Origin of the sequence: Paenibacillus sambharensis (assembly GCF_003233845.1) — a bacterium.
GTDB lineage: Bacteria > Bacillota > Bacilli > Paenibacillales > Paenibacillaceae > Paenibacillus_I > Paenibacillus_I sambharensis.
In genome coordinates, this window is the sequence record NZ_QKRB01000036.1 from 107302 (window position 1) to 124289 (window position 16988).

Sequence of the window (16988 nt, forward strand, 5' to 3'; positions counted from 1 at the left end):
GCTCTGTGCCCCTCTCCTATTCATCGCTCTTGCAATTCACTATAATAGGATCATCAAGATAAATGAAATCAATCTTATGTATGAAATCCATAGAGGTGGTCTATGTGAAGATCGGCAATCTGGAGCTGTACCGGACATTCTATATGGTGGCGCTCACCGGCAGTGTGACCCGGGCGGCAGAGCTGCTGTTCATTACACAGCCAAGTGTAAGTTATGCCATTAAGCAGCTGGAAGAGCAGTTGGGAATCGCACTGTTCATACGTAAGCCCAAGGGTGTGGAGCTGACAGCGGAAGGAAACGTGCTGTACCGGCATGTAGCCGAAGGAATGGAGGCCATGGCCACCGGGGAACAGGCAGTCGAGCAGTTCAAGCTGATGCAGCGGGGAGAGGTACGGATCGGGACGAGCGACACGCTCTGCAAATTCTTCCTGCTGCCTTATCTGGAGCATTACCTGCGGGAATATCCGGAGATTCATATCCAGCTGTCCCACGGGAAGACGCCTGATATTGTCCGCTGGCTGCGGGATGGACAGGCCGACTGCGGGATCGTTCACCTGCCTGTAGACACCGAATGGTTTGATGTGATCAAGCTTGCAGAGATCCAGGACTGTTTTGTGGTGGGGGAGCGTTATAAGCATCTGGCTCAGGAGGTTGTGCCGCTGCGTGAGGTATTCGGTCATCCATTGATTGTGCTGTCGCAGAACAGCAATACGCGGGATTTCATAGAAGCGATTGCAGAGGAGCATGGACTTCAGCTTAAGCCGGAGATTGAGCTTGGCAGCGTGGAGCTGCTGATCGAATTCGCGAGGATCGGACTCGGTGTGTCCTTCCTGTCCCGGGAGTTCATCGAACCCCAGCTGCGTGAAGGCACACTGTATGAAGTGAGAACCGCCGAGCCCATCCCATCCCGGACAATCGGCATCGCTACCGTCAAGGGCAAACCGCTGCCAACCGCCGCGCGGAAGCTGATCGGACTGCTGCAGGAGGGAATCCATACACAGTTAGGAGAGGGATAATAATGAGCATGTTGGACAGGTTGATTGAACAAGCCAAAAACCCTAAAGGATTCATAGGTTCGCTGATGTTAAGTATTATGAATTCGGCACACAGCGGTATGAACAAGTGGGCTCTAGAGAAGCTGGATATCGGAGATCATTCGAATATCTTGGACATCGGGTGCGGCGGGGGAAAAGCAATCCGGACTTTATCTGCCTTGAACCGTCACGGGAAAATATACGGGATCGATTATTCCGGGCAAGCCGTTAAAGAGTCGATCCAAGCGAACCGAAAAGATGTTGAGTCAGGGAAAGTGAAGATTCTTCAGGCATCCGTTACCGATACCCCATTTGCTGACGACTATTTCGATACGATAACGGCCTTCCAGACCCATTACTTCTGGGACGACCTGGAAGGCGGGGTTAAGGAAGCTTATAGGATCTTGCAGAAAGGCGGCTGCTTGATGATTATTGCCGAGGTATACAAGATTAACTACCATATGCACTCGCACAAAACCAAGGAAGAGATGGAGCAGTTATTTTCCGGTATAGGGTTTGCGGCTGTCCAATTCCATGAGAACACATCCAAAGGCTGGCTTTGTATTAAAGGAATGAAATAGCCCTGACTAGTTGTATCGCTGCGCAATCCTCTTCCCTAACGTAGTGAAGACCATCTTCAGAGCCGTCTGGCAAACACCAAACAGTAGACCTGCTGCTCCAAACTGCAGGATCAGAATCATTCTGCTGGACGGTTCGCCGGGAAACCCTCTAACGATTACAAACAAGAGCCCTATAACAATGCCGCCTACAAAATAAGCAGCGATCGTCTTCAGGTACCGTCTGGCCCCCCTTACATACTGATCTGCCAGTACCGACAATGGAATTCCTACACATAGATAAGAGAAGAACAAAAGGACGAAGCCCATGCCGAATTCATAGAAAGCGGAGTAACCAGCGGTCCCCGGTTCACCGCCCGCGTCATTCAGATATACAGCATAACCCGAGAAGACAAGAGCAGCCAGTATGGACGACAAGATTTTAAACATTCGGGCCCTCCTCCTTCCTATCCTTGCTTATCTTACTTCCCAAGCAGCTCTCGTAATACCGACACCACCATGCCGTTATCCTCATCTCCAGGCAGCCCTGACACGGTAATCGTACCCAGGATCGCATCGTTTCCCTTCAATCTAAGAGGAAAAGAGCCGCCTTCCGCCTTATGAGTGGCAGGGTCAAGTCCGCTGGCTTCAACCGTAGATCCCTGCGACTTGAGCAGAACATGCGTATGATAGGAGCTGCGCCCGAAATGATGCGTGACATTATTCTTCCAGCCAATCCAGTCGTCATTGCCCGAAGAAGTGCCGTTCAACCGGCTGTAGAACAGCAGCTCGCCATCTTTACGGATATCCACGACAATGGACTTGTTCTCACGCAGCGCCTTATCGATAATAGCCGTCCCCGTCTGATAGGCCGTCTCATTCGTAAAATCTTCAAACCGCAGCTCCTCTTCTTCCCTCTGAAGCTGCTCCAGCAGTTGATGCTCCGTCACCTGGCCGCACTTCCTTTCCTCCTAAGAAAAATGGGTATTCGCATACTATCGAATGTGTGTCCTGAACTGGAATCTATAGGATTCGCATCCCTATTCTGTCTCCTTTTACTATACGATAGTTGAGCAGACCTTGCTATATTCTCTATTCTAAAAAAAATCCCGAATGACGCTCACGTCACCCGGTTTGGCAGCCTTACGGTTACGATTGTACCGCTGGATATTTCACTTGCCGCTTCAATGGTTCCTTCATGTGCCTCCACCAGCGCCTTAACCACCGCTAATCCGATTCCTGCACCGCCGAGCTTCCGGTTTCGGGACTTCTCTCCCCGGTAGAACCGTTCGAAAATATAAGGCAGCTCATCAGCCTGAATCCCAAGTCCGGTATCCTGGACATGGACCTCCACATATCCTTCCCTGCTCTCAACGTGAATGGTTACGCGCCCTCCAGCAGGTGTATATTTGTAGGCATTTCCTATAAGATTCACGAAAATCTGCAGCAGCCTCCGTCTGTCTCCCGCAATATGCACCACACTCTGCTCAGGAGGGGTATAGGTTATGTCCTTTCCGTCTGCCAGATTCTGAACTGCAAGCTGGGCTTCCTGAATGACCGGAATCAGGTTCAGCGCTTCCCTCTGAAGCTTCAGCACCGGATTTTCCGCCTCGGACAGCTGCTCCAGATCCTGAATCAATACGGCCAGCTGCATCGCCTGCTGATGGCAGACCTCTAGCTTTTCCGCTGATGGCTCCCATATTCCATCCTGGAACGCCTCGATATGGCTGCGAATCGTCGCAACCGGCGTGCGGAGCTCATGGGCCACATCGGCGGTCATATTTTTCCTCAGCTGCTCCTGTCTATGAAGCTTATCAGCCAGATCGTTCAGAGCATCGCCAAGCTCCCGAATTTCTGACTGCCCTTCGTCCAGCTGCACACGCGACTTCAAATCCCCCGCTGTCATCTGGTTGGCGGTCTCCTTCATCCTCAGCAGCGGACGGCTGATCCGGGAGGATATCATCTTGCTGTACACATACACCCCCAGCATCACGACCGCGAACGCCATCCATATCCAGCTGTTGATCCGTACCAGGAAGGCTCTCTCCTGCTCATGAAAAATCCCGCCTGTCTCCCCGACCTGCACCGTCCCAATCCGCGCGCCGTCCTTGAGAATGGCAGCCTGTTCTGTCTGGCCAAGCGGGCTAGACTGCTCTTCGGATACCGGCATATCCATCATCGGCATATGGCCGCCCATGGTGGAAGTATCCCATACGATCCGTCCATCCGTATCTGTAATGCGAACGGTCATATTACGCAGCATGGCCCGGTGTGCAACCGTCATCAGCACAGAATAAGACCATCCTTCCCCGGTTGTATAGGCCGCTGACAGCTCCTCTACAATCACCCTAAGCTCGGCCTGCTGCTGGCTTCGCACATATCCGCCGAAGGATACATATACCGCTGCATGAACCAGAATCGTAATGATCACCAGGGACACCAGCGCAACGGCTATATGAGAACGGAACAGCTCCTTCCTGATCCCGCTAGTCTTCATCCGGCATCACCGCCATCCGGTATCCAACACCGAACACTGTCGCAATATAGACAGGCTGTTTCGGGTCATCGCCCAGCTTGTGTCTGAGGTTCTTGATATGCACATCTACCGTCCGTTCATAGCCTTCATAGGAATACCCCTGGATTTGGTTAACAAGCTCCAGTCTGCTGAACACCTTCTTCGGGTAACTGGCCAGCGCAACCAGCAGCTTGAACTCAATCGGGGTTAGGGCGACCGGCTCGCCCTGTAACGTTACGTTATGCGTATCCGGATAAATCATCAGCTGAGATCCCGAGAACTTGATAACGGCTTCCTTGCGCTCCGCCTCACCCTTAGATCTTCTCAGGAGAGTAAACACCCGCGCGACCAGCTCCCGGGGGCTGAACGGCTTCGCGATATAATCATCGGCCCCAATCATTAAGCCGTTAATCTTATCATCTTCCTGAATCTTGGCTGTCAGCATGATAATGGGCACATTCGACTCCCTGCGGATCGCCCGGCACACATCCTCGCCCGAGGTGTCGGGCAGCATAAGGTCAAGAATAACAAGGTCCGGCTCAATATGGGTAAACAGCTGCAGCGCGGACTGGCCTGTCTCCGCTACATACACCTGATAGCCGCTCTTCTCCAGATAGGCACGGACTACACTTAGAATATTCTCTTCATCATCGACTACCAGTACCTTGTAATGCCGCATCCTTCCACCACCGGTCCGTATATTAAGCGCTAGAATAAAGGAAGCAGGCACCCTTGTCAAGAGAGCCTGCTTATCGACAGCTGTTGCATTCAGATACCGCCATTCCCGTTCATCATCTGCCCCATATTCTTCATCATGCCGCTGTCGTGACACTTGTTATGCATCTCTTCGAGCTGCTGCTCGGTCATATCTGGATGCATCTTCTGCATGAAGGGCAGCATTTCCTTGAAAGCCGCACCCCCGTCTGCTGCCGCATATACACCAGTGCCGAAAGCCATTACCATAATCACGGCACCCGCAATGATCCATGCTTTCTTCTTCATTGTCCCTCACCTCCTTGATCTACATCTTACCCGGGTGACATGTAGATCTAATGTGGGAGTTATGAAGAAGTTATGAAGACTGTTCAGGTTACTGATTCCATTCAAAGATATATACGATTCGCTGAGCCGGTTTGTACAGAGCCATCAGATAATCATTGTCGCTATTCTTCGAGTTCCGGTAGTAATAATCTCCTGTCTCAGGACTGACCTTTTCCGCAATCGCCGCCGCTTCTGATTCACCTTCACGACTGATGATGGGGGAGAGAAACCGCTCCACTCGTCCCTCCACCTCACCGATTATGGCATCGGTACATTCATATAAATTTGTTTGCTCCAGATCGAGCTCTTCATACGACAACGCATGAATCCATTCTCCATCTCCATGAAAGCTAGCTCCTGAACTGTACAGCTCTTCTACCTTATCAGGTACAGGAAGCTTGATCCCCCATTCATCCTCATACGACTTCACCAGTTCAGCCGGAGATGTCGCGATTGAACTGCTGAATATCATATATAGAGCGAAAATGGCTATCATGGTTATCGGTATCCACCATTTTTTCATGACGTCACCTCTTGTAATTCTTGCCGGTTTCTCTCGATCTATAATAAGACGAATCCGGCAATCGTTTAGCAGCCAAGCTACTCCTTTACTTCGATTGCGAAGACGTAGCTGGCATCATCCGAGATTTTGCCGTCAGAGTCCTTTCGCCATTTGGCGAAAAGACTATAATAGTATACTCCGGGTTCAGCTGGCACCTTAAACGCCTGGTCCACCAGGGCAACATTCGTTAACTCACCATCGTGCATCATAGACATACCGGTTTCGGTAGGCTGCTTGCCACCAAAAGCAAACGTGATTACTGTTCCGGCGGGGGCGGTCTGCTTGTTCTTGTCCTTAAGCATCTCCTCGGGACCTACCGAATCTGCACATGTATTCCCCCAGCAGTAAGATCCCAAGTGGACGTCAATGCTAGTGCCGTCTGCTGTATGCACTTCCGGCAGCGGCGGCTTGCCGCAGGATGTGAGCAGTAGAATCAACACCACTGCTATAACCCAGATGCTGCGTCTCATGGAAAATCCCCCCTTTCCATATTAGACGGATCGGGGGGACAGCAGGTTTCTGATAATTTTTATTTATGCTTATCTACCTCATGCCACTGGTAGCCTAATAATATCGGAGGAATGAAATGCGGCACCATCCAGAGATACTCCCCATCATCCTCTTTCAGTTGTCCCAATAACAACGATCCATCCTTATCAAGCTGCATCTTCCATTTATCGCTTGCCACAGCTTTGCCCTGCTCCACTCTATCTCTCGCTTCTTCATACGAGAAGCGTTCACCAGGCATACTATTGATTGCCTCCAAAGCTTCTTCGTACCTTCTTTTTCTCACTGATTCCATATTTTCATTGTTATCCGAATTCCACACTTCGATGAAATCAAATCCCTTTAACTTGTTCTTGCGAACTATTTCAACAAAATGGTCTGTTGCGTAAACTTTTGAATTCATATCAATGGGCGTTTTAAAAATGTGGGTGTCTTTTGGAACTAGATTCCCCTTAAATACCGCCCCCTTGCTATCTGACTGAGTCTTATCTTTACAGTCAATTACATTCAATACATTAACCAAGTAATAAACTTGTTCCTCATATTTAAAAGGCAGGAATTCAACCTCATGTTCAACAAACTTAGCTAGTATTTCATAAGATTTGGGAGTAAATACAGGTATACCTGAACCGAAATAGGGAAAATCTAAATACTTCCCTTTTTTATAAGTAACTAACTCCACCAGTGACCAGCTATTCTTAATACTTACTCCTTCGAAGTTACCATAGATCAAATGCTCATCTGGAATAGAATCGCTAAATGTTAACATCCGGTTTTTTTCATGACTGTCCAATCTCCATATTCTCACATGCCTCTCCTGCCTTCACAGTCTATTTAAGATCTTCAAGCACTTGGCGGATCAGCTCCTGTGAATCTTCACTTTCGCTATGATCAAGTCCAGCCTCAAGAGCGGGCACAGCTGCCTTTCCGAGAAGCAGCAACTGCTCGTATGCATCATAGTCAGTACGCGAGAAGCTTCTCATACTGTTATCGCCGAACTCGCCCCCTTCAATTACGGCGAGCCATGTCTTAACCTGATCCACTAATGGCTTCTCTTGAACGGAATGGACAAAATTATGGAACGCTTCATCCTTCTCCCTCAGCTCCGGTACAGCCTGGTACAAACGATCCTGCACCACACTCTTTCTCATCAATGTACTCAAGGTCAAATAATCCCCGCCATCACCGTCCGAAGAAGAGACATAAGCTATGAAATCTTCCGTCCGGTTTAATTTCCCCCAGTCGGTCTGCAGCCTCTCTAATACTTTAAGCGCAATTAAATACACTTGGCTGTCAATTAACGAAGCATCCAACACATACGTCTGGCCAAGGTCCTCGTCAATGGTTTGTTCATAGCTTACACGGCTGTACACCTGTAAAACTCGCTCCAGTTCACCCGGTAATTCCTCATAACAGAATACATGATCTCCTTCAGCATACTTGTACTCACGGTAAACTTGCTCCTCCGTTCGGTTGTAATAATCATCACCTGACTCCTTATACTGCTGCTGGTAGCTTTCGAATGTTTCACCAACATTACGCCTCAACGTCTCTAGATTATTAATACAAACCAAGTAACTGCCATTTGAAGAGTCCGTATAAAGTGAGAACGTATATACATCATCATTATGTTCGGTTTCTACAAACTCCTCGATTGATTCCCGGCAATACTGGTAGAGCAAATCTTCGATATCCTTCGCGCTTATGTACTTGCCTGTTATACCTTCCAGGGACTCTACCTTATAACTCTGTTGACCCGGCACACAAACCAGATAGGCGCCTTCCCCTTCAAGCTTCCGCTTTCCATTCAATAGCCGACCGATATGCACATCGTACAACGTACCCATAGCTTCCCCTCTTCAGTTCAAAATATGGTTACCCCTACTGCGGGGTTCTGGTATATAATGGTTATCGACAGTTCAAACCAACTAATGAATAGCAGGGGTATATCTCGGCCAATTGCCGAGCAAAGTCAGGCGAAATGATACCTGCTTAGGAATCTCCCCCGTCACCTCAACCGCAAATGCATAAGCGGAGCTGCCGTCCGAAACTTGACTGTTCTGTTTATTCACCCAGCTTGCCGATAGCAAGTAGTAATACACACCGGCTTCTTCCGGCGCATGGAAGACTTGGTCCTGGATGCTCACATCTACAATCTCATCGTCACTGAACAGGGATACACTGACTTGATCAGGCTGCCTCCCTTCAAACGAAACCCTGAGTTCAGCTCCCGCCGCAACCGTCTGCTTCTCACTGTCCTTCAGCATGTGATACGGTCCTATATAGTCCGCGCATCCATTAGTCCAGCAGTAAGAGCTTTGATGAACTTTGATGTTCACCCCATCTGCAGTCTGAATGTCAGGTAAAGGAGGCTCCGGGCCAAGCTTCTTCTCCGTCTCCTTTTCAGGACTTCCGCATGCAGTCAGTACCAGAACAATTAGAAGCCCAGCCATCCACCTAAGTGATTTCTTCCTTACCATTAGAATCCCACCCTTCAATCCTTCAGACGCAAAAATCTCCCATTTTGTTCCAGCAGGCACCGACCTTGGTGGAGGGGCCGCAATTGGGGGCGGCGGGAGAAAATAAGAGATATTGTGCATGCCAGATTAATACAGGCAGGTTGTAAGGCAGGTTGTAACGGAACTGAGGAGCGTTATTCAGTGGATTAGAGTCATTAATTAATTGTAACGGAACTCAGAGGCTTTAATGTCCCCCTATTAGCAAAAACCCCCTTGAAATGGTACGAATAACAGCGCTGACTTCCGTTACCCGCTGAAGTGACCCGTATGCGTTGAAATAAGGTCGCTGAGTTCTGTTAGATTTGAGCTGTGCCAAACTGGAGGAAGTCTGTGCGTGGATTGCTCTAGCATATTACTCTGTTCGACAAGCCCGCTTCCCCATTGCAGTGGAAGGAAGCTATAGCTTGTTTCTTCCGAACCCTCGTCTTAACAGTGGAGCGCAACCCACCATGATAATTCCCTATATGTAAAATAAAACCGCCCCAGCTGACACCCATGTCAGCCGGGACGGTCATAATTCTTTATCTGCCGTTCTCCAAACAATTCTGCTCTTACCTCTGACCCAGCCGCAGCAGCTCGCTAACCGTGACAAACCGGAAACCCGCTGCTGCCAGCTCTGCAACTAATATCCGCACTGCCTCAACTGTCTGAGAACGGTCGTCGAAGCCGTCATGGAACAGCAGCATGCTGCCGCTGCGGGCGTGGGGACGCGTGCTCTCCACAATGTGGCTGACGCCGGGCATTTCCCAATCGCGCGCCTCTCCGTTCAATGCCCCTATTACGGAATAGCCGAAGCGGGTGCATACCGCACCAATATCTTCATTATAGTCCAGGTAAGGCGGGCGGAAGGTAGCCGGGCTGCTGCCCGTCATCTCGTTGATGATGAAGTCCGTCCGGCTGATCTCGTCCGTATATTCCTCCGGCTTCAGCTGTGTTAGCGCAGGATGGGAGTACGTATGGTTGCCGATCTCATGCTGCTCCGTCACTACAGCCTCCACAATCTCTGGATGCTTCAGCATCTGCTCCCCGATCATATAGAACGTCGCCTGCCCGGACACCTCGCGGAAAATATCCAGAATCTGCGGCGTATAGACCGGATTCGGCCCGTCATCGAACGTAAAGGCGACCGCCTTATGCTCCGTATTCACCTGGTGAATGATATCGGCACTGCTCATCCTTCCACTCCTCTACTACTGTGTTTTCTTAACTTTTGACAGAACCCGCCGAAATTCCTTCTGAGAATCGTCTCAGGCAAGGTAAATCCCCTTACAAAGAACACCCGTGCTTCGTAGCAAGAGGGTTCTCTGCAAGGAGGTTTCATAGCTTATTGACTGGAACAACCATACGTAGAGCGTCTTATTCTTAATATCGTCTTAACGAACCAGCCGCCTGCCGCCAGTAAGGCAGCCACAGACAGCAGGAACAGCAGCTTCCATTGCACATGGGGCACCGGGAACGGAAATATTAAATATACCGAAACGTAGTCATATAATTCATCCGGCATAATCGGCATATCCGAGAAGCCGAGAAACAGCGGTTTGTCACGCAGGGCCGCAATCATCCCCCGATAGATATCATTCGAGATGGACATGAGCGCGACAATAAGATAATATTGCAGACCAAGCAGATAGACCTCCCTGCCCTCCTCTGCCCGCTTGATATACCGGATACCTATGATAAGCAGTGTCACAATAAGAACAGCACCGATAGGGTTAACAAAGAGATTAATAGTCGAGAACATGGCCCAGTATAAGACACCCATTCCGAGCATTCCCGAGCAAAGAATCAAGCAAGCTGCAATCACTGACCCCATAGCCAGCTTCTGTTGCATTCCGTCACCCCGTTACATATTGATAAACCCTGCTTAATACTAGCGGAAGTCCATTGTTCATCCGGCCCTCGATGTACATTTTGGAAACGTTGCCCGCATCCCAATTAAACATAAGATAATCCTTTTTAGAAGTGGCCCTACCTATGAAATATTAACTACACCATTAAATTATTGATCGAATTAAGATGTAGAGATAGAGGCTTTTTGTGTCGAAATTTAGCGAATTTAGTCAAATACCATAAAAATTTACCAAACCCCTGGTTGGATAGCTGCATCTGCTAGTCCAGCAGACAAAACCGCCCTTCGGGCATCAATAGCCTTCAGGACGGTTTCTATGCGGGTCTGTATGCTGTACTGCCTCCTTAACCTTTGACAGAACCCGCCGCAATTCCTTCTACGATCCGGTTGCTCAGCACCATGAACATGATGAGAATCGGCAGGATGCTGATCATCAACGTGGCACCGATTGCGCCCCAGTCTGTCGTGTACTGGCCGACGAAGTTCTGGACCCCGACGGTCAGCGTCTTCAGCGTGTCCGTGCTGATGAAGGTGTTCACGAAGATGAACTCATTCCAGTTGTAGATCATGTTGATGATCGCCGCGGTCACGAGCACCGAGGAGGTCATCGGCAGGATGATCTGGAAAAAGATGCGGTTCACCGAGCAGCCGTCCATTACGGCCGCCTCCTCCACCTCGCGGGGCAGCGTGTAGTAGAAGCCCAGCAGGATCATGATCGTTATCGGCAGGTTGAAGGCGGTATAGGATAAAATAATACTCGAATGGGAATCGGTCATCCCGAGTTTCTGAAACAGGCTGAACAGCGGGATCAGGGTCGAGTGCACCGGGATCATCAGCCCGATCATGAACAGGCCCAGCACCACTGCAGACAGCTTCCACCGCATCCGGGTAATGGCGAAGGTGACGAAACTCGCCAGCAGAATCGTCAATACGACCGAGATGAGGGTAATCGAGATGCTGTTCATGAAATACCGGCCGATGCTGCCCTGCTGCCAGACGGTCGCGTAATTTTCCCACTTGGGACTTGCAGGGAGCGAGAATGGAGGCAGATTGAAGACCTCCTGGTTATTCTTCAGCGAGAACAGGAACAGCCAGACCAGCGGCAAAATCTGGGCTACCGCAGCAATCAGCAGGACGAGATACAGCAGTCCATAGCCGATGCGGGTACCTGCTGCTGAACGGCCGACAGCCGGCTGCTTCACCGTTGTCACCGGGTTCAAGGTACTCATATGGAACTCCTCCTTTCCTCTACGAATATTGGATATTATCCTTCGATGCCGTCATCCTGCGGATAATCCATGTCGCCACCAGACAGATGACCAGCAGGAAGAACCCGATGGCGCTGCCGTAGCCAAAGTCGAAGCCGCGGAATGCCTTATGGTACATATAGGAGGCCATCACTTCACTTGCCCCGTTCGGGCCGCCGTCTGTCATCACATAGATCAGGTCAAAATATTTCAGCGAGCCGACCACAGCCAGCACGATGGTCACCTTGAACACCTCGGCAATAAGCGGAAGCTTGATCTTGAAGGCGATCTGCCAAGGCGTGGCTCCATCGATCCGGGCCGCCTCGATCAGTGTCGTTGGAATGTTCTTGAGCGCCGCGTAGTAGATCAGAATGTAGAAGCCCGCAAACTGCCACAGGATCGGAACGAACAGGGCGTACAGCACAAGCGACGGCTCCGCCAGCCAGGCAGGCGGGTCCTGGATGCCGAGCGACTCAAGCGCACTGTTCAGAATCCCGTTAGTCGGGTGATAAATTTTCAGCCACAGCTGGGCAATCGCCACCGACGAGAGCAGCATCGGGATCAGGTAGATTTTCCGCAGCAGGTTCGCGCCCTTGATATTGCCTGACAGCACAAGCGCGACCAGCAGATATACACCCAGGCTGAGCGTCGACAAAACAGCGAACAGGAACGAGTGGGATACACTGCTCCAGAACGCACCGTCGTTGAAGAGTGTTGTATAATTCTCAAGTCCGATGAACGTCATCGCACTGACGCCGTCCCATTCCATCATGCCGTAGTAGCCGGTCAGGACAATCGGAATATATATAATGCCTATGATTAACAGCAAGGACGGCAGGACGTACAGGGCAATCACCCATTTGTTCGACATCACCTTGTCCATTGTGGTCTAACCTCCATCTCCATATCCGTCTATCCGGTGTACCGGGAAGGGGACATAGCAGACGCTACGCCCCCCCCTCCGGAACCGGTCGAACATTCTGTTATTTGCCGGCCTTCAGCACTTCTTCGTGCTTCTTCGCGAATTCCTCCGGCGTAACCGCCTTGCCGAACAAGGCCTGAATCTGGTTATGGTGCTCTTCGGATGCCACGGGCTTCATCTGGACATCGACATATAGTGTGACCTTGTCTGCGTTGTTCAGCTCATTCAGCAGATCAATGAACATTGGAGGCAGGTCAATCGTGGAGGTATCCACCTTAGTAGCCGGGAATATGCCCGCTTCCGTCACAGACTTCTCCCCCCACTTCTGTACGAAGAAGGATACAAAATCCTTCGCTTGCTCCTTCACCGGCGAATTCTCAGCGACGAACAAGCCGACGCCCGGCCCGCCTACCCAGTTGTTCAGCGACCCTCCGCCGCCTTCCATGACCGGGAACTTGAAGAAGCCGATCTTATCCTTGAAAGCCTGGTCAACATCCTCTGCAGTCGTATAGTTCGGCACCTCCCATGTCCCCATTGCATACATGGCCGCCTGCTCGTTCATGAATTCGGACTTTGCTTCCTCATTGGACAAGCCGTTGAAGCCCTTCACGAATGCACCCAAGTCCACAAGCTCCTGCGCCAGCTTCGCCGCTTCGATCAGCTTCGGATCCTGGAAGGTCTGGCTCGCAATGGACTCATCCAGCAGATCCGGTCCGCCCAGCCGGTCAGCCAGGTACATGTACCAGAACGAGCCGGTCCAGGCATCCTTGGCGCCAAGTGCGACAGGCGTTACGCTGTTTTCCCTGAGCGTCTTGATTACATGCTTGAACTCTTCGTAGGTCTTCGGCGCCTCGAGGTTATGCTTCTCGAAGATCGCCTTGTTGTAAAACACCGGCACGATGTTCAGCTCTACCGGAAGCGCGTAAGTCTTTTCTTCAATCGCGTAGGCTTCTGTTGTGCCGGCCACGAACTGACCGTTCAGATCCCCTTCCAGCAGGTCATCCAGCGGAGCGAACAGGTTGCCCTTCACATAAGGCTCCAGGAAGCCTGCCGCCCAGGTGAAGCCTACATCCGGAAGACTGTTGGAGGCCGACAGCACCTTCAGCTTGTTCTTGTACTGCTCATTCTCCAGCACCTCGGTCTTGATCGTGACGCCTGGATTCGCTTCCTCGTATTCCTTGATGATCTGCTTCACCAGCTTGTTCTGCGAGGAATTGCTGCCGTCCGGCCACAGGTGCATCATCTTGATCGTAACCTTCTCCGCATCCGAGGAGCCGCCGCTGCCGGAACCCTTGTTGTCCGCCGGGCTGGATGAGCCATTATTGCCGCCATTGCCGCCGCTGCTGCAGGCCGCCAGACTTGCAAGCAGTACAGCCAGAAGCGTAAATGTTGTTAGCGCTTTCCTTGTCATTCCATTTTCCCCCTTGAATTCATGTATGAAGGACTTAAGTTAGTGATGTATGCGCTTTCGTTCCCTTCTTGACTTAAGTCTATCACCGCTGTCCCCAGAGGATAAGGGCGGTGCCATTAGGTAAACTTCCACTATTTTTAGGATATCTCGTCTCTTAGGTGTGCGAATCCAAATCCGAATTTTAATCCAAATCCGAATCCGAGTCCTGCCGCTCCGTCTTGCCCGCCGCTTCCGGCGCCGCCATCTCGGTACGGTACTGCCCCGGGCTTCGGCCCTCGTAGTCTTTGAACAGCTTGTTGAAATATTTGGGGGTCTGATAGCCAAGCCTCTCTGATATTTCCGCTACTGGCAGCTTCGTCTGCAGCAGCAGCTCCTTCGCCTTCAGCAGCTTGCGCCGGGCTACATATTCGCTGAAGGTCATACCTGTCTGTTCCTTGAACAGCACGCTGAGATAACTCGGGTTCAGATGGATATGCTCGGCGGCTTCCCGCAGGCCGAAGGAGAGATGAAGATGAGCTTCAATGTATGCCATCGTTTCCTTCACCGGCTCACTGAGCGGCTTGGTCCCGTTATCCAGCTCCATCAGCTTCGGGTCGACCAGCTTCTCCATCCGGTCCATCCGGCTGCGCTGCCCCGCCAGCTCCAACGCTTCTTCCACCGCCGCAATCAGCTTTTGTCTGCTGATCGGTTTCAGGAGATAATTCACAACGCCAAGCTGAATGCCCTGCTGGGCATAGCTGAATTCCGCATGGCCGGAGATCAGAATGACGGCCGGCTTATACCGGAGCGGCATCTGTTTAATCGCTTCTACCAGATTCAGCCCGCTCACCTCGGGCATGCGGATATCGGTGATCAGCAGGTGCACCGGCTCCTGCTCCATGAGCTGGCGGGCATCCCGGCCGTTATCCGCGGTCTTGATCTCGTACTGCCCCGCTCCCCAGGACTCCAGCAGCTTCTTGAGTCCCGACCGGGTCCGCGGTTCATCATCCACGATCAGAATCGTTCTGTTCAACCTCACTTGGGCACCTCCGTTAATGCCGGTATTGTAATCTGAATTCTCGTCCCCTCACCCCGGCGGCTGCTGATCTGAATGCCATTCGTATGACTGGCCGCCCCCGGTCCCCCAGTCTTCCCGCCAAAATACAGCCGTATCCGGTTGGCTACATTGTGAAGGCCTACACCCGAACCCTTCGAGGAATATCTTTCCCCTCTGGCAAGGGAATGCTCCAGGCGGCGGACCGCATCCTCATCCATGCCCGCCCCGTCGTCCTCTACCGTGAACATCAGACCTTCATCTGTCCGGCTGACGGTGAGCGAGACTGTACCCGGGCTGATTTTACCCTCTACCCCATGCAGAATGGCATTCTCCACAACTGGCTGAATAAGCAGCTTGGGCAGACGGAAGCCCGCCAGCTCCGGGTCCGATGAGATGCTCCAGGTCAGACGGTCGCCAAACCGCATCTTCATAATGAGCAGATAGCGCTCGATATGCTCCAGCTCATCGCCTACTGTCACCCACTCATCCCGGCCTGCGCCTGTTATCGTATACCGGAACAAATCCGACATCGTGACCACATACTCGGCGAGCTCATCTTCATCCTTCTCCAGCAGGGACCAATAAAGCGCTTCCAGCGTATTGAAGAGAAAATGCGGATTAATTTGAGCCTGGAGTGCCTTCAGCTCCGTCTGGCTCTGCATAATTTCCTTCTGGTACACAAGGCGGATCAGATCGTTCATGTTATCCACCATCTGATTGTATGTCCGGTTCAGCTCGTTGATCTCATTCGTCGAGGACACCTCCGCCGCCTGCTGCAGTACGCCAAACCGCATGCTTCGCATCGTCTTGATCAGCTTCAGGACAGGCCGGGTTATAATCGTCGACAAGGCGAAGGAGAACAGAATGAACAGGATGGTCCCTATACCGGCAGAGACGAGGATCGCCGTCTGAAGCACCGAGACTCCCATCGTAATCTCACCCATCGGAGTCAGAATGAGCAGTGTCCATCCAGTGACCGACGACTCCTGCTTGACCATCATGTAACGCCTGCTGGACAGCTCGACCTCTGGCCCCTCTGCCTCCATCAGGGGCTGAATGGCCTCGCCCGTCAGCCCCTTCTCATTCGAGGCAATCAGCTTGCCGTCCGAACCGGCAACAATCATGGTCTCGCGTCCCTGCTGTTCCCGCGGTGAATCACTGATATCGAAGGCGGCGCGGTTCATCCGCACAAGCAGGTAACCACCCGGCGAGAACCATTGGTTCATCAGGCGGACGCTGCGGATGGCCAGCACCGACTCGGGATCATAGGGATCAATGCCAATCCAGACCAGCCTGCCCCTGTTCTCCAGCGCTTCATTGATCCAGCGGTAGCTTATCTTGCTGTCCAGGCTGTTGCCGTCAAGCGGGTACAGCCGCCCGTAATCGGTCGTGAACAGCTCAACGGAATGCACCCCGTTGGCATAGACTTCCGCAATGTTGACGCTTGGCAGCAGCGCCTGGCGCTCGGCGAAGGTCGCCCTGCTGCCAGCCTTTTCCTTCTCCATCACCTGCTGGACGAACACATCTGTTGCAACCTGAGTGGTCAGCATATCCACCTGCTGCAAAATCGCCTCCAGCCGGCCGTTCGCCTGAACGGCAGTCTGCTGAATATGCTTCTCCGCGTTATTGGTGAGCAGCCTCGATACCGAGTCATAGGTAATTAGGCCGACAATGCACAGAATGACCAGCATCACAGCAAGGAATCCGAACAGCATCTGATTACGCAGCGTATTCAATCTCGTAAGCTTGTACCGCAACTTGCCCACCTCGCCCCTCTGATAACAGAAT

General features: G+C 51.6%; 19 protein-coding genes. 2 read left to right on the plus strand and 17 right to left on the minus strand.

The annotated features are described in order from the left end of the window. Nucleotides 1-62: 62 nt before the first annotated feature. Together DNH61_RS06000 and DNH61_RS06005 are read left to right on the plus strand one after the other, a co-directional pair. Nucleotides 63-1016: a LysR family transcriptional regulator gene (locus DNH61_RS06000; RefSeq protein WP_245947964.1), complete on the plus strand. Its 954-nt coding sequence runs from the start codon at nucleotides 63-65 to the stop codon at nucleotides 1014-1016. Nucleotides 1017-1018: 2 nt separating this feature from the next. Continuing rightward, nucleotides 1019-1615 carry a class I SAM-dependent methyltransferase gene (locus tag DNH61_RS06005; protein WP_111145759.1) on the plus strand — a complete coding sequence of 199 codons (597 nt, stop codon included), beginning with the start codon at nucleotides 1019-1021 and terminating at the stop codon, nucleotides 1613-1615. A gap of 6 nt (nucleotides 1616-1621) precedes the next feature. Here DNH61_RS06005 and DNH61_RS06010 read toward each other — a convergent pair whose 3' ends face one another. From DNH61_RS06010 to DNH61_RS06090, 17 genes are all read right to left on the minus strand, one after another. Continuing rightward, nucleotides 1622-2041, minus strand: a complete 420-nt coding sequence (locus DNH61_RS06010; RefSeq protein ID WP_111145760.1) for a hypothetical protein — start codon at nucleotides 2039-2041, stop codon at nucleotides 1622-1624. A 32-nt stretch (nucleotides 2042-2073) separates the two neighbouring features. After that, nucleotides 2074-2541, minus strand: a complete 468-nt coding sequence (locus DNH61_RS06015) for a heme-degrading domain-containing protein (RefSeq protein WP_111145761.1) — start codon at nucleotides 2539-2541, stop codon at nucleotides 2074-2076. Between the two features lie 170 nt (nucleotides 2542-2711). Then, nucleotides 2712-4088, minus strand: coding sequence for a sensor histidine kinase (locus tag DNH61_RS06020; RefSeq protein WP_111145762.1), 1377 nt, complete (start codon nucleotides 4086-4088; stop codon nucleotides 2712-2714). Further along, entirely contained in the window at nucleotides 4078-4785 is a 708-nt protein-coding gene (locus tag DNH61_RS06025; RefSeq protein WP_111145763.1) for a response regulator transcription factor, read from the minus strand. Before DNH61_RS06025 ends, DNH61_RS06020 begins: the two co-directional genes overlap by 11 nt. An 89-nt stretch (nucleotides 4786-4874) precedes the next feature. Beyond that, the gene (locus DNH61_RS06030) at nucleotides 4875-5108 is read right to left on the minus strand and encodes a hypothetical protein (protein ID WP_111145764.1); all 234 of its coding nucleotides are present in this window, start codon (nucleotides 5106-5108) and stop codon (nucleotides 4875-4877) included. A gap of 88 nt (nucleotides 5109-5196) precedes the next feature. Continuing rightward, on the minus strand, nucleotides 5197-5670 hold the full coding sequence (locus DNH61_RS06035; protein ID WP_111145765.1) for a hypothetical protein: 474 nt from the start codon (nucleotides 5668-5670) through the stop codon (nucleotides 5197-5199). A gap of 77 nt (nucleotides 5671-5747) precedes the next feature. Further along, complete coding sequence (locus DNH61_RS06040) at nucleotides 5748-6179, minus strand: hypothetical protein (RefSeq protein WP_111145766.1); 432 nt, start codon at nucleotides 6177-6179, stop codon at nucleotides 5748-5750. A 59-nt stretch (nucleotides 6180-6238) separates the two neighbouring features. Continuing rightward, the gene (locus tag DNH61_RS06045) at nucleotides 6239-7024 is read right to left on the minus strand and encodes an imm11 family protein (protein ID WP_111145767.1); all 786 of its coding nucleotides are present in this window, start codon (nucleotides 7022-7024) and stop codon (nucleotides 6239-6241) included. A gap of 22 nt (nucleotides 7025-7046) precedes the next feature. Next, complete coding sequence (locus tag DNH61_RS06050; protein ID WP_111145768.1) at nucleotides 7047-8063, minus strand: DUF4303 domain-containing protein; 1017 nt, start codon at nucleotides 8061-8063, stop codon at nucleotides 7047-7049. 81 nt (nucleotides 8064-8144) lie between these two features. Further along, nucleotides 8145-8696 (minus strand): hypothetical protein, encoded by a 552-nt coding sequence (locus DNH61_RS06055; RefSeq protein ID WP_146240955.1) that lies wholly within the window; start codon nucleotides 8694-8696, stop codon nucleotides 8145-8147. Between the two features lie 590 nt (nucleotides 8697-9286). Further along, nucleotides 9287-9910, minus strand: a complete 624-nt coding sequence (locus DNH61_RS06060; RefSeq protein ID WP_111145770.1) for a polysaccharide deacetylase family protein — start codon at nucleotides 9908-9910, stop codon at nucleotides 9287-9289. A gap of 149 nt (nucleotides 9911-10059) precedes the next feature. Continuing rightward, the gene (locus DNH61_RS06065) at nucleotides 10060-10566 is read right to left on the minus strand and encodes a hypothetical protein (RefSeq protein ID WP_111145771.1); all 507 of its coding nucleotides are present in this window, start codon (nucleotides 10564-10566) and stop codon (nucleotides 10060-10062) included. Between the two features lie 362 nt (nucleotides 10567-10928). Further along, a complete protein-coding gene (locus DNH61_RS06070) occupies nucleotides 10929-11813 on the minus strand; it encodes a carbohydrate ABC transporter permease (RefSeq protein WP_111145772.1) in 885 nt (294 codons plus the stop codon). Nucleotides 11814-11832: 19 nt separating this feature from the next. After that, nucleotides 11833-12714, minus strand: coding sequence for a carbohydrate ABC transporter permease (locus DNH61_RS06075; RefSeq protein WP_111145773.1), 882 nt, complete (start codon nucleotides 12712-12714; stop codon nucleotides 11833-11835). A gap of 100 nt (nucleotides 12715-12814) precedes the next feature. Beyond that, a complete protein-coding gene (locus DNH61_RS06080) occupies nucleotides 12815-14164 on the minus strand; it encodes an extracellular solute-binding protein (RefSeq protein WP_111145774.1) in 1350 nt (449 codons plus the stop codon). Nucleotides 14165-14345: 181 nt separating this feature from the next. Then, nucleotides 14346-15182 carry a response regulator transcription factor gene (locus DNH61_RS06085; protein WP_111145775.1) on the minus strand — a complete coding sequence of 279 codons (837 nt, stop codon included), beginning with the start codon at nucleotides 15180-15182 and terminating at the stop codon, nucleotides 14346-14348. Beyond that, nucleotides 15179-16966 carry a sensor histidine kinase gene (locus tag DNH61_RS06090; RefSeq protein ID WP_342771377.1) on the minus strand — a complete coding sequence of 596 codons (1788 nt, stop codon included), beginning with the start codon at nucleotides 16964-16966 and terminating at the stop codon, nucleotides 15179-15181. Before DNH61_RS06090 ends, DNH61_RS06085 begins: the two co-directional genes overlap by 4 nt. Nucleotides 16967-16988: the final 22 nt, after the last annotated feature.